Source organism: Bacillus sp. 05T22 (assembly GCF_056396765.1).
Map to the genome: position 1 here is coordinate 1 of NZ_JBFTMC010000112.1, position 13,985 is coordinate 13,985.

10 protein-coding genes and 5 pseudogenes are annotated in these 13,985 nt (G+C 34.0%); 7 read left to right on the top strand and 8 right to left on the bottom strand.

The window, feature by feature from the left end:
- Positions 1–531: 531 nt before the first annotated feature.
- Positions 532–612: pseudogene (locus tag AC1DIT_RS23200) on the top strand (IS6 family transposase); the annotation flags it as partial.
- Positions 598–759, top strand: a pseudogene (locus AC1DIT_RS23205) (IS6 family transposase); the annotation flags it as partial. The pseudogenes AC1DIT_RS23200 and AC1DIT_RS23205, both read left to right, overlap by 15 nt.
- 58 nt (positions 760–817) lie before the next feature.
- Here AC1DIT_RS23205 and nrdG read toward each other — a convergent pair.
- Positions 818–1,267, bottom strand: a complete 450-nt coding sequence (gene nrdG, locus AC1DIT_RS23210) for an anaerobic ribonucleoside-triphosphate reductase activating protein (protein WP_016114269.1) — start codon at positions 1,265–1,267, stop codon at positions 818–820.
- Positions 1,264–3,132 (bottom strand): anaerobic ribonucleoside triphosphate reductase, encoded by a 1,869-nt coding sequence (locus AC1DIT_RS23215; protein WP_016132689.1) that lies wholly within the window; start codon positions 3,130–3,132, stop codon positions 1,264–1,266. The genes nrdG and AC1DIT_RS23215 overlap by 4 nt, the downstream gene beginning before the upstream one ends.
- A gap of 435 nt (positions 3,133–3,567) precedes the next feature.
- Here AC1DIT_RS23215 and AC1DIT_RS23220 point away from each other — a divergent pair.
- A pseudogene (locus tag AC1DIT_RS23220) lies at positions 3,568–4,275 on the top strand (IS6 family transposase).
- A gap of 131 nt (positions 4,276–4,406) precedes the next feature.
- On the opposite strand, the gene AC1DIT_RS23225 reads toward AC1DIT_RS23220, so the two are convergent.
- Entirely contained in the window at positions 4,407–5,774 is a 1,368-nt protein-coding gene (locus AC1DIT_RS23225) for a family 8 glycosyl hydrolase (RefSeq protein ID WP_016114266.1), read from the bottom strand.
- Positions 5,775–6,240: 466 nt separating this feature from the next.
- Here AC1DIT_RS23225 and AC1DIT_RS23230 point away from each other — a divergent pair, with 466 nt between their 5' ends.
- The 3 genes from AC1DIT_RS23230 (at position 6,241) to AC1DIT_RS23240 (ending at position 8,992) form a co-directional block, all read left to right on the top strand.
- Entirely contained in the window at positions 6,241–6,444 is a 204-nt protein-coding gene (locus AC1DIT_RS23230) for a hypothetical protein (protein WP_016114256.1), read from the top strand.
- 1,241 nt (positions 6,445–7,685) lie between these two features.
- Positions 7,686–8,285, top strand: coding sequence for a DJ-1/PfpI family protein (locus AC1DIT_RS23235; protein WP_016114255.1), 600 nt, complete (start codon positions 7,686–7,688; stop codon positions 8,283–8,285).
- A 245-nt stretch (positions 8,286–8,530) separates the two neighbouring features.
- Positions 8,531–8,992, top strand: a complete 462-nt coding sequence (locus tag AC1DIT_RS23240; protein ID WP_229165997.1) for a LysR family transcriptional regulator substrate-binding protein — start codon at positions 8,531–8,533, stop codon at positions 8,990–8,992.
- An 86-nt stretch (positions 8,993–9,078) separates the two neighbouring features.
- Here the strand turns inward: AC1DIT_RS23240 and AC1DIT_RS23245 are convergent, their stop codons facing one another.
- Positions 9,079–9,837, bottom strand: coding sequence for an SDR family NAD(P)-dependent oxidoreductase (locus tag AC1DIT_RS23245; protein WP_016132686.1), 759 nt, complete (start codon positions 9,835–9,837; stop codon positions 9,079–9,081).
- Positions 9,838–9,990: 153 nt separating this feature from the next.
- Here AC1DIT_RS23245 and AC1DIT_RS23250 point away from each other — a divergent pair, with 153 nt between their 5' ends.
- A complete protein-coding gene (locus AC1DIT_RS23250) occupies positions 9,991–11,241 on the top strand; it encodes a helix-turn-helix domain-containing protein (protein ID WP_016131300.1) in 1,251 nt (416 codons plus the stop codon).
- Between the two features lie 1,022 nt (positions 11,242–12,263).
- On the opposite strand, the gene AC1DIT_RS23255 is transcribed toward AC1DIT_RS23250, so the two are convergent.
- From AC1DIT_RS23255 to AC1DIT_RS23270, 4 genes and pseudogenes are all read right to left on the bottom strand, one after another.
- Positions 12,264–12,479 carry a helix-turn-helix domain-containing protein gene (locus AC1DIT_RS23255; protein WP_016114251.1) on the bottom strand — a complete coding sequence of 72 codons (216 nt, stop codon included), beginning with the start codon at positions 12,477–12,479 and terminating at the stop codon, positions 12,264–12,266.
- 10 nt (positions 12,480–12,489) lie between these two features.
- On the bottom strand, positions 12,490–12,972 hold the full coding sequence (locus tag AC1DIT_RS23260; protein WP_016114250.1) for a DUF2975 domain-containing protein: 483 nt from the start codon (positions 12,970–12,972) through the stop codon (positions 12,490–12,492).
- Between the two features lie 164 nt (positions 12,973–13,136).
- Positions 13,137–13,430, bottom strand: a pseudogene (locus AC1DIT_RS23265) (DNA/RNA non-specific endonuclease); the annotation flags it as partial.
- Positions 13,431–13,675: 245 nt separating this feature from the next.
- A pseudogene (locus tag AC1DIT_RS23270) lies at positions 13,676–13,859 on the bottom strand (hypothetical protein).
- Positions 13,860–13,985 lie beyond the last annotated feature (126 nt).

Genomic DNA, 13,985 nt, shown 5'->3' on the forward strand with positions numbered 1-13,985 from the left:
GTCCACCTATTAAATGAATGTTTTTTCTATTCAATTTACCTTCACAAAACACCTATCTGTATTTTGAAAAATTTAGCTATATTTTTCATTTATTACATTTAGAGAATACATGGCTTGCAATTCTTTTTTTATGTTATGATATTTTGTTTATTGATTCTTGTACAAGAATCAATAAACAAAATATCATAATTTTAATCCTTTATCATTCTTTTAGCTGTTTATATACATTCACGGATAGATTGAAAATCATATATACGCATGTGCGTTGTAACTTAGAAGGTTAATACACGGGACAATCAAACTGTTTCAACAGAAACATAAGGGACACTATTTGATGACTGGTTTGACAATTTCATTATATAACAAATATTAACAATTAAAGATTTAAATTTTGAGAATTATGTGAATTAAGAAAATAAAACCATTCATCGTATTTTTTATTCTTAAAAAATCCCAATGTTTCATTTTGGGTTCTGTTGCAAAGTTTTCTAAACTACGCTAAACTCTGAAAAAAACCAAGGAGAATGACAGATGAGATATTTTAAAGGGAAACAATTCAAAAAAGATATTATTTTGGTAGCCGTTGGCTATTACTGTCGTTTTTCTCATTCCTTAGGCTTTCAAAGTCTTCGACATGCCTCTCGTACTATAAAAGGTATAGAAACTGTTCATGCAATATACAAACAAAAACGAAGTCTTCAACCAGACTCCGTTTTTTCGACGTATAACGAATTACATAAATTGTTGACGGTTGCATAAAATCTAACCGCAATATTCCAGATGCTTTATGTTTCAGCTAACTTTGCAACAGAACCGTTCAATTTAAGTTTATAATACGTTGATTGGAGCTTCCGCGAAATGGAAGTGTCAAATCTCTTTTTTCGAGTTCAAATCTTCCATCAACTAAAACATCCCCATAATGTAACAACTCTATCATATCGTTGTTTTGTGAATTCTGGATCTCTTCTAACGTATAACCAGTATAAATCCATAGATTCTTGTTCAAAGCTTTTACGGCTTTTGCTACTTCTTTCACTTCGGCAGCTTGAAAAAATGGATCTCCACCTGAAAATGTTACATCATTCAACGAATTTGTAGCAATCTCTTTTACAATTTCTTCTGCGCTCATCTCGGTACCGTTACAAAGGTTCCAAGATTTTGGATTATGACAACCTAAACAATGATGCGGACAGCCCGCAAAAAACACAACTGTCCGAAGCCCTTCTCCATCTACAACACTATCATGAATAATATTCATTACTCTCATTTATGTTTCACTCGATCCGCTTCTTCACTACGTTTTGCACTGTTCCATTTCGACATGTCACCGACAAGGTATCCAGTAATACGGCGGATTCTTTCAATATGATGTTCATCTTCATTCCCGCAGCTTGGGCATTCATTCTCAATCACTCCATTATAGCCACAGCATTTACAGCGATCTACCGGGTGATTAATAGAGCCGTATCCAACTCCATATTGTGCCATTGCCTGTACAATTTGCTGTAATGCTTTTTGATTATGAACAGCGGCTCCGTCCAATTCAATATACGTAATATGACCGCCGTTACAAAGTGCTTGAAACGGTCCTTCTAAACGAACTTTATCAAGTGCTTGAATAGGGTAATAAACCGGGATGTGGAATGAATTTGTGTAATAGTTATGATTTGTTACACCACTAATTGTTCCAAATTCAGCGCAATCTTTTTTTATAAACTTTCCTGATAATCCTTCTGCAGGGGTTGCGACTAATGAAAAATTCAACTGATATTCTTCCGTTGCTTGATCCATTTTTCTTCTCATAAAGGCAACAATTTCATTCCCAAGATTCCATGAATTTTTATCTTCTCCATGATGTTTTCCTGTTAAAGCAACTAAGCATTCAGCAAGTCCAATAAAACCAATACTTAACGTACCTTGTTTCAAAATTTCAGCAACAGAATCTTCTGGTTGAAGTTTTTCACCGCCGCGCCATACTCCTTGAGAATAGAAAAACTGAAAACCCCTTGCCTTTTTTGTAGATTGGTAAGCAAATCTTTCTAATAGCTGGCGAATGCCGAGATCTACATAATGATTCAATGATTCAAAAAATGATTCTTTTGAGCCACTTATTAATGCTAGTTTTACTAAGTTAATAGACGTAAACGATATATTCCCTCTTCCAATGGCTGTTTCTTCTCCATGAATATTAGCCATAACACGGGTACGACAGCCCATATAGCATACTTCACTTTCAGGGCGACCATCATAATGCATCGCATTAAATGGTGCATCTAAAAATGAAAAATTAGGGAACAATCGTTTTGCTGTCGTTTCTAATGCTAATTCAAACAAATCATAATTTGGATCGCTTTCTTCAAAATTGACACCTTTTTTTAATTTAAAGATTTGAATTGGAAAGATTGGTGTTTCTCCTTTTCCTAACCCAGCTTGAGTTGCTCGTAATAATTGTCTAATTAACAATCTTCCTTCTTTTGATGTATCCGTTCCGTAGTTAATCGAAATAAATGGTACTTGTCCGCCACCGCGGCTATGCATGCTATTTGAATTATGAATAAAAGCTTCACACGCCTGATGCGTATCATTTTCTGTTTCTTTCCATGCAAACTCTTCTACCTGTTTTGCTGTTAATGGATATGCTGCCAAACGTTTTTTGTTTCTTTCAAACGTTTTTTTCACATACGGTGCTAAATCTATATCAAACATTGCAAAGGATTGCCCACCGTGCTGCATATTTTGATTTGCCTGAAAAATAATAGAAGAAAGAGCCAAGGCACTTTTAATATCTTGTGGTTGTCGCATATGTCCATGACCTGTATGAAACCCTTTTTCTAGTATTTGTGCTAATGGAATTTGTGAACACGTTGTTGTACCTGTTGCATAAAAATCTAAATCGTGCGGATATAAAATATTTTGATCAATTGCCTTTTTTACCTGTTCAGAAAGTAAGTGTTCCATCGCATAATATTTTGCACTCTCAGATGCAAATGTTCCCATCATTCCCATTGGAGATCGGCCATCAACATTTGCATTTTCTTGCATTAAGTCTTGATCGTTATCCCGTACAATAGTGTTAAATGTTGTCCATAAATTATCCCATGACTGTTTTGTTATTCTACTTGATGGATTCATTCGATCCACTCCTAATCTATATATTGAGTTTGTTACGACGAAATGATACTACATATAGATTGTTTTCGCAAGGATATCAAAAAAGTATACTATCTATAAAAATATAAAATTAATATATGTGGTAATTGAAAATGATTTTTGAGGAATAGCTTTAGAGTTTAATAAATTTATCCTGCTATTCACGGGCAGTAATATCCCCACCTCAAACCTCGGTGAAAGCAAAGAAGCTAGGTGGGGGAAGAAAAAAACTCAATGATAAAAGTGTCACTTTATAAAATAAAAGGTATAAAATCATAATGCAGTGATTTTACTCACATTATCCTTCCTCAATATAGTTTATCTTGGTTCTGGTCCAAAAACTCTAGGAAAATTGCAATGAATCTATAAATCTTGGACATACTGATACTACTAATCTAAAGGAGGTGTGTAATTGATATGGAAAAGGAAAATATATTCAAATGGAAGCATTATCAGCCTGATATTATTTTGTTAACGGTAAGATAGTACCTACGGTACAACCTCAGTTTTCGTGATTTGGTGGAAATGATGGAGGAACGGGGTTTATCCATTTCTCATACAACGATTATGCGTTGGGTTCATCAGTATGGTCCTGAATTGGACAAACGGATCCGACGTTATTTCAAACAAACAAATGACTCTTGGAGAGTCGATGAAACATATATTAAAGTAGAAGGTCAATGGATGTATCTGTATCGTGCTGTTGATTCGAAAGGAAATACAATCAATTTTTGCCTAAGCAAAACAAGAGATCAGAAGGCTGCAAAGCGCTTTTTCAAGAAAGCKTTGCGGTCTTTTCATGTTTCAAAGCCWCGTGTTATAACAGTCGRTAAGAATCCAGCTTATCCTATAGCAATTGAACAGTTGAAAAAAGAAAAAAGCATACCTAACGGTATGCGGATTAGACAACAAAAGTACTTGAATAACATAGTAGAACAAGATCATCGCTTTATAAAGAAGCGAATCCGCTCTATGCTAGGATTCAAGTCTTTTGGCACAGCAACATTCATTCTTGCAGGAGTAGAAGCCATGCATATGATTAAAAAAGAACAGATTGATTCACGGAATCAATCTGTCCAAAACCAGAAAGAATTTATCCATCTTTTGTTTGAGCTTACAGCATAAAATACAATTTCACTAGAAATATATGCGTTATATTCTCTTTTACTTTATCTTTGCAACAGAACCAACATAGCCATCTCTGCATTTTTTGCGAGATGAGAACTTCCAACCTTGCATTTATAGGAATCTGATATCTATTCCTTAAATTCAGCTTGAATTTCTGAATTTATTGGGCTTTGTACGTTTTTGTTATCAGGAGTTGGTTTCCACCAATTACCGGTTAAGAATAACATAGTTAATAGATTATAACTATCACTAAAATAGCTTTCTTTTTTATTCTTCATCCAATCCCAGCCGCTATTTACCCAACCTTGGTTATTACTGTTAGTTGTACCAGCAGCGATAAATGGTGAAACAAACACAGCTGTTGGATAGTCACCAATATTTGTTCCATTTAGTTGATAACCGTCTACGATTTTAGCTGGGTTACCCTTTGTTTTATTTTCAATCCACGTAGCGACCTTATCAGAAATCACCTTACTTCTTTTTTCTCCATACATTGCATAGTCCATAGCGATTCGGAGTGGTACACGACTAGCATTATAGTAATATGCATCGGTATGTTCTGATTCATCTAGAAAGTTTTTAGGAGCAGGTTGTGGTGGATTTTTTACAACAAAATCAGAAATTAATCCTGTAGTTGGCGAGTATTTATCTGTAAACTGTGTATAAACATTGTAGAGATTGTCAATAACGTTAAGCCAAGTTTTATCCCCCGTAAATTCGTAGAAAGCTCTAAGGTGAGACATCATCCAATCTGATGGTCTAGTATCAAATGAATTTTTCGAGTCCCAATCTCCTAAATTCAAGCGATTATTTTTTGTTACATTACTGGCCTTAATTCCTTTTGTGATCATGTCTTGAGCCTCTTTTAGATAATTAATTGAACCACTTGATCCCCATTGCTTATGTGCAAGAAGAAGTGAATACGCAATGTCTAAATCACCATCTGTCGCAGAATCAAAATGTCCTTGGGCTTTCTTACTGTCTGCTACAACCCATCCCATTAAATTAGGATTTTGAGAGCTTTTAAAAGCCCTAGCTGTTTTAAATAAACCATTATAAATAGTCTGTGCATCTGGATCATAACCTGCCATTAAAACTGTTATGACCATACCATATCCTTGTCCTTCAGATGTGCCCAGCGGTTTAAAACCTCCTGCATCTCCTGTAATTTCTCCTTTTACATAATAACCACCTGGCAATGAAGAAAGATCATTTTTCAGGTACTTCTTTTTCCAGTGATTATAATAATTTTTAACTGAGGCGTTTAAATTTTCTTGTGAAACATGATTTGGCTTAATCGTACCAGGGTAGTTTACTTGTTGAGGAAATGGTTTCTTAACTTTCTCCATAGCTGATACTTCAGAAATATTTACTGTACTTTCAGTAGTTATTGCTGAATTGTTTTCTATAACCATTGCTGCGGAAGCACAATTAGAGTAACTTGCTAAACCTATCCCACATGCACATATAACGGTGAAAATCTTTTTTTGTCTCATTTTTCGTCTCCTTTAAAAATAGTTTTTTTTAAAACAGAAACAATTTTAAATATACTTATATACACAACTTTACTATTTTTCCAGAATAATCTAAATTACTTTTGGTATTTTTCAATAATTGTCTGATTTTAATCTTTTTACTATCTTTATAGGAGTAATCGAGTTAACCAGGCATAAATGGGGGGTCTGGTACAAAAACTTCCAGACACTTGTAATGAATCTCTAAATCTTGGACATACTGATCCTATTACTCTAGAAAGGGGTACTGACGGCAAAACGCGGATTTTATACGCTAAGACAATTTCTAAAAATGAAATCTTATCTTTGCTACTGCAAAAAAATAGCCCCCCCTCCCCGCAAGAGGTGCTAGTTAACGTAAAATTCGTTATCGGAATTTGTTTAAAAAATATACACTCAACAATATGGTATAATGTGGATATTAAATCTTTTTGAAAGAGGGATCATAATGATAAAGAGAGGACTTATTTCAGGAATACTTCTATTACTTATCGTATCTGTAGAAGCTTATTTTAGTCGGGATTGGAGTCACATTTATTATGTATGTGGAACTTTCGGGTTAATTAGCATGGGGTTAGCTTTAGCTTACTTCATTGATAGCTTAATTTTAGGTAATAAAGGAACCCTATTTTCAAAAAAGGAAACCCTTTGATTGGCCGTATCGACCAATCAAAGGGTTTTTTAATAATGGCTATTCCAAATCTTATAGCAGCACTAGTTTACATCGTCATTTAATCAACTAAAAAAAGAGAAATTAAAGACCAAGCTTTCTCTTTTTTTAGTTATCTTCCTTCCCAGCGTATGATTCAACTATCTCCCTCGCAGACCTCCTGTTCTTATTTATTTCGATGATTTCATTTAATGATTTACTCACATCACTAAATCCCTGTTCAAATTTGACTCATCTGTAAAAGGATACCTTTGTAAACGCTCGTTCGCTTTTTAGGACGGTTCATTTGTAAAACTCACTAATTATAACTTTGTGCATAAATAATATAAGGATTAAATTCCTGAATTTTTACAATATTTAGTATAAATAATATCAATTTACTATAATATGTAATTTATGTAAAATCATAATTAAGCTAAACTCTTCTTTAAATTCTTGCCCCTAACAAGGATTTAAAGACCATGCTATTTTTAGCTACAAATGCGTAAAAAGAAAAAAGCCAAATCTATCCAGAATTTGGCTTTTTTCTTTGGAGTTCATGTAAATAACAACTTGAACCCACTACTCTTTTTCAAATGTAATTGTATTTTAAACATTTCGTTGTTAGATTTTTTAACTTATCAGAAAGTTCCGGGTGGATATTTGGAACAATCTTTATCCTATGATATTGCCCCCTAACTACTTGTATATAATAGAAAGTAAAACTAAGTTCATGACTTTTTATAATTTGTAAAATTAATCATTAAATTCTTATAGCTAATGTGTACCAAAAGGTGTGTTTTGTTTTCGGTATAAACCTAAAATTATTTTCATACTTTTTGATATTGTACAAACAAATTAGTAATAAATTTCTCAATATGGATATTGTCACTAATTTTAGCTATAATATTTAAAATTAACAGTTAATGTAATATGATAAAAAAGTAATGGTTATCACCCTAGTTGTTTCTCCTTATACCATAGATAAGACCGAGTTCTGGTCTTATCTTTTTTATTTATATATTTTCTTGGGGGATGAATGGGTAGGCGGAATAGGGGTACAGCCGAGATACGTGTAAAAATAGGTCATAGAATTACTTTTATTTCCAGTTATGACCTATTGTGCTTATAGAGGTATTGCTTCTTCTATTGGATGAGGATTTTTTTGTAAATCAATTACATAATCGCCGAATCGTTTTATATGTCTACGATTCACAAAAGAAAGCATATGAGGTGTTCTAAAAATGAAAATACAAATTATATTGTTTGACGGCTTCGGAGAACTTGTCTCTTTCGCACCTTTTGAAGTACTCAAAAGAGCGATAGAAGAAGGGGCTCCATTTACGGTTGAACTAATATCAAGTGAATCAAAACAAGAAATTACTACTTCGTTTGGAGTTACGGTTAAACTAAATGATTTTTTACGAATGGATAATCGTCCAGATCTGTTAATTGTACCTGGTGGTGGCTGGAATCATAAAGCTGAACATGGGGCACGAAAGCAAGCAGAGCTTGGAACCCTGACCGAAATGATTAGAGAGATGTACAACGAAGGAACGATCGTTGCTGGGGTTTGTACAGGAGGTATGCTACTAGCTGCCTCCGGTATATTGAATGGTCGAAAGGCGACGATGCACTATTTGGCGCAGAATGAAATCAGTGAATACGGGGCAGAGCTTCTTCGTTACAGAATTGTTGATCAAGGGAATATTATCACCGCAAGAGGAGTCACTTCAGGACTTGATTTGGGACTTTGGATCACGGAAAGGTTCGCAAGCCCCAAAATTGCAGCTGCCGTTGAATATAGAATGGAATACGAGAGGCGAGGTGTTGTTTGGAGTTAATTTGAATTCTTTTTTATTGGGGTACGGAAACGATTCAAAGAATAACCCGCCACAACTGAAATTTTTTCCAATTTAGTGGGTGTTTTTTTATATTTTATGTAGTTTCCTATATGGGGTAGCACCACACCGCTATCAAGCTAAGGTTATGAAGTCCCCCCTAAACAAAAATTTTTATCTATCTACAATTCAGCTCATTTTTTCAGTTTGGGGTAACAACGAATTTCTTAAGTTGATGGGCATGTAAGGTGACCCCAATTATCCGATTACCACTCGAATTACAGGGGTTCACAGTGACCCATCTTCATACAGAACTTTTTTACTTTATTGCTTCAACTAAAAAGCAACCGTTTAATTGTGAGGTTACGCTTGCTGAAATTCAAAACCATCCTCTGATTTTACCGAGCACAGAAGGACTTGGAGTGCATTATTTGATTTTGGAAGCATTTTCGAAGGCTCAGCTACAACCGAACATTATTGCCGCATGCTCTGATATCTCCCTTTTATTTGATTTGGTTGCCTCTGACTTTGGAGGAGCTATTGTACCGGAAACCGTCATTAAACAATACAATAACGACGATATTGTTGCTTGCAAAATTACACATAGGGAGTTAGCTGCATCGATAGGCTTAATATGGCTGAAGAATCATTACCTATCACAAACCGCACAAAACTTTGCTAACCTTTTAACAACACACATGAATGATTGAGTCAGGTTTTAAAAAAATAAATTAGGGACAGTCATAACTGCCCCTAATTATTAAATGGGAAGAACCCTACTCGATGTTTTTATTGACTATAAAGTTAGCCCGCCATCTACAAGAACAATTGAACCGGACATATAGCTTGCCTTATCTGATGCTAAGTAAGCAACCATTTCAGCGAGTTCTTTCGGATCAGCATAACGACCCATTCTCATATTGGAAAACTCTTCTGGAACGTATCCACCTTTTGCAAACTGAGCTTCAACACTTGTTGTTAATGCTGTTTTCACACCGCCAGGACAGAGTACATTAATGCGAATTCCTTTTTTCGTATATTCTAATGCAGCACCCTTGGTTAAGCCTACAACCGCATGTTTGCTTGCAGAATATACAGCTACACTGTGTTCAGGACGAACCCCTGCAGTAGAAGCAGTATTAATAATAGAGCCACTTCCTTGCTCCTCCATCACTTTTAACACATATTTCATTCCAAGGAAGACCCCTTTTACATTGATAGACATAATGCGGTCAAATTCGGATTCTTCTACTGAAGTGAAAGGTGCGAACTTTTGGATAACACCTGCATTGTTGAAAAATATATCAATACGTCCATATGTTTCGACTGCTTTATTTACATAGTTTTGCACATCTTCAGTTTTCGAGACATCGGCCTGGACGAAGATGCCTTCTCCACCTTGTTCTTTCACAAGTTTTAACGTTTCTTCTCCTGTTTCCTGATTGAAATCGACTAATACAACTGTTGCACCGTTACTAGCAAGTTTCAAACTGCTTGCTCTTCCGATTCCACTTCCTGCACCAGTTATGACAGCAATTTTATTTGATAATTCCATGTTTAATTCCTCCCTGCTTATAATTTCTTACATCAATCATTTTATTGCTTGTATAAAAATATATATTGTATTATCTTACGAATAATAGTATTTATTTAAGCATTCTAAAAATGTATCCAATTTCAAAAAAAATGAATGGAGTTTATGGAATAGATGGAAATAGTCATACAAGATTTACAACATATATGTGAGCTTATTTATGAAGTTCATCAAATACCTGTTTATTATGTCAATCAATTTGGTGAGATTGAATACGAATTTTCAAGTAGAGACTTACGGGATCATCCATATTACAGCCCGTTCAAAGAGCAGATCAGTGTCTATACTTATGAAGAGAATCCAAAGGATTTTCCTATCTTCTTTTCGAATTCAAATTTGAACTTTTTCTTTGTCAATCTAAAAAAAACGAACCTATTTTTAGGTACCATTATTTTAGGCCCTACCCTTGAGTCAGAAATATCTGATGAAAATATTAGCAAGATCCTTGATGCTTTTAAAGGAAACCTGAATAAAAGGAAACTCATTGAATACTATCATTCCATCCCCATTATTGATAGTCAACAATTCCTAACGATTAGTCTATTGGTTTATTATTTGATGTACCATAAAAAGCTTGATAAAACGATGGTCATCCAAAACAATAAAGCGTTGACCCTTGATATGATTGAATTAGAGAATCCGGATCTTGAGCTTTCAAAAGGGAGAAGGAATTTCATTTTTCATTCCAATCTTTCATATGAACGGGTTTTGCTTGATTATGTCAAAAACGGACGGATAAATAAATTAAAGGATATCTTCGATTACTCTATTGTCGGTGAGGCGGAATTAGGATTATTATCGAAACGAAATCGCCTAAGAAGTGAAAAAAATTTAATGATTACTGGAATTGCTCTTGTTTGCAGAGCGGCCATTGAAGGTGGTTTAAATGATGAAACGGCCTTTACCTTAAGCGATTTCTATATTCAACAACTCGAGGAATTAGGAAGCTTAAAAGCAATATTGAAATTAACGGAAGAAGCCATAATGGATTTTACCAATCGTGTGCACCAATTAAATGAAGAAAAATATTCTGCAACAATTACAGCTTGTCAACATTATATTTATGACCATCTTTATGACGATATCACACTTGATCACCTTGCACAAATGTGTCGTTTAAGCCCAAATTACTTATCATCACTTTTTAAAAAAGAAGTTGGTAAACCACTAAGTGAATACATTCAACGGCAACGAGTTGACGAAGCAAAAAAGCTATTACTTTTAACAAATTATTCGATTTTAGACATCGGCATGTGGCTGAATTTCAACGACCAAAGTTATTTTATAAAAATCTTTAAAAAATACACAGGTTTAACCCCCAGGCAGTTTAGAAATGATCATTTTTCCGATCATACAACGACATAATTATCTATCAATGAAAATTTGGGCAACAGATCAAATAGGGGTACCAGCACATCACCATCAAGCTAACCAGAATAGGTTGCCCCAAAATGATAAAAATGAACTTCGTTGCTATAAAAGGCATAGAATTTTCATTTTGGGGACATTAATTTCTTAACTTAATGGATACGGATTGCCCCCTGTTAGTATTAATCATCGTGAGTGAACTTCCTGTATTTCTTTTATAATCAGTTGAAGATTGTTCGTATATTCTTCCTCATCTACATTATCTATCCCAGAATGTTTAGGGATTACAATATAGGTACCTTTCGGAATTATAATGCAGTATGCTGACTCTAATTCCTTTACACTGTGTACTTTGTAACGATTGTATTCTAATTGTTCACCGTTAGAGATTATACATATATTTTTATTGTGGAGTTCAAACGAAATGGTTCCTATTACCCAACGATTTTTTTAAACTATCTTACGTATAAACATTATTGGTTTTACTTTTTGAAACAAGAAATGAATAATTATAGAAAAAACTATTATAAGGAAGGCTGTTCCTAACAATGGAATAAAGGAGGAAGTGTATTTATGTTTAGATATTTGATAATCAATAGTCCATGCTGAAAAAGAAAAAATATGAACAAATATCTCACTGTAAAGTAAAAGTCTTTTTGTAACGGTTGCTACTACGTATTTATAAGTATCTTCTGAAACATAGTAAGTTATATCCAAAAAGTCCACCACCCTTTTTAAGTAAGAGTATAATAAATTTTCTGTAAATAAAATACCCCCTAAAATGAAAAAACACGCTTTTTTAATTTGCCTTTTTTATCAAGGTTTATTAAGTTAATTTAATCAAACTTTGTTCCAAGGCTACAAAAAGAGCCTTTATCGATAATTACTTAGTAATCAAAGATAAAGGCTTTTAATTTCAATGTTTAGCTGTTGTTATATATATTTAACATCAGGCTATCCCTTCATCTTAATTTCACTATCTAATCCCGTTGGTTGAAGAAAGTTGTTGTCTGTTTTTATTAAGTGTCTTCGTCGCTTTTGTACTCCAAAATATCACCTGGTTGACAATCCAAAGTCTTACATATCGCTTCTAATGTTGAAAAACGAACCGCTTTTGCTTTCCCGTTTTTCAGAATGGAAAGATTCGCCATCGTAATCCCAACCCTCTCCGAAAGCTCTGTTACGCTCATTTTTCGTTTTGCTAACATCACATCAATATTAATAATAATTGCCATATCCTCCACCTCAGACCGTTAAATCATTTTCTGATTTTATATTAATAGCTTCTTGTAAAAGTCTTTGGAGAACAGCAGCAAAAACGGCGATCACCATAGAGGCGAAAATAATGACCAATCCGATTGGTATGAAACTTGGAGGGTCAACTCTTTCCGCCATGAGATAGTAGAGTGGCATACCTAGCAGGTACAAGGTACTGATCGTGATGGCACAGTATTTTATATTCTTTAAAGCCTTTACCGATAATTCCGAGAACGCTTGGTTCTTATCAATATAGCTTAAAAGTTTAAAAGCTTGATACAGAGCAAAGTAAAAAGGTATCGCTGCCGCATACATATCGATTAAAACGAGAGATTTCAAATAAGCAATATCTGGATACAATTCTCCAGCAAAATTCCCGATCTTAGGCACCAAAAATATGCACAGTGCAAGAACTGGGATTCCTATAAAAATAACAGCTAGCTTTAAAAAGAGTGTCGTAACTTGTTTCATAAAAAGCACCTCGCTTATTTAATGACAACATGATATTATCATATTATTTATCGTTTTACAATAAAATTATATTGTTTTTTATTATATTATTATTGTTATTGAAATATCCTTTTAATTTTGACAAAAATAAAAAGCATTTCTCATTACAAAGAAATGCTCTTACTTTAAAATGTTAAATTTACAACTTGTTCAACAAAACTTCCAAATAGTTTAATAGGTTCTGGTGCAAAAATAAAATAATTTACTATAAATTTATCCGGACGCATATCATTCCCAGAGTAAATTATATCAACAGCAACTGTTACTTCTTTGGGAGGTGTTTCTTTCAAAGCTGCAGCCCATTTTTCTTCAATCTTCTTATATTGCTTCAAATTAACATCAGATAATTGCGATACCAAATTATCAATTTTAGGTGATCCTCCAAATCTATCACCTGCTAAATGCCCTGCATGGTCTTGTCCTTTTACTTTACCGGGTGTATTTTTACTATGTGATAATCTCTTCTCTCTTTCAGTTAATTATAGCTTATCTGTTTCAAATTTTTCAATTCTTCCAAGACTATCGGTTTCATAAAAATAGTCAAACTCTCCTGTTTTATACCTAATATTCGGTTTTAACCTATTTTTTCTTCCGTTTGTAAAATGTTTCCTTTGTCCACTAATGTTTTAACTTCACTCACTTCAGCACTACTTTTACCCGTACCCTATGTTATAATCCCAAAATAAAAAGCACTTGTTGTCTTTAGTTGACAATCAAGTGCTTTAAGTTCATCTATTTTTAAGTAGCATTAAACTTGTAAGTTTTGTAGTAATAGTATGACACCTTTTGTATGTCATGAAAACTACTACGTTAAAACTAACGAGTTTGTACGAGCTCATTAGTTTCATATACATTCCATGTGTTTATATTCATCGCCCAATAAAATGTCATCTCACCTAAGGTCGTACTTCGTTTTCAGTTCTATCATTGCACGTAATACTTTATGATGGTACAACCATCATGGAGTATGTACT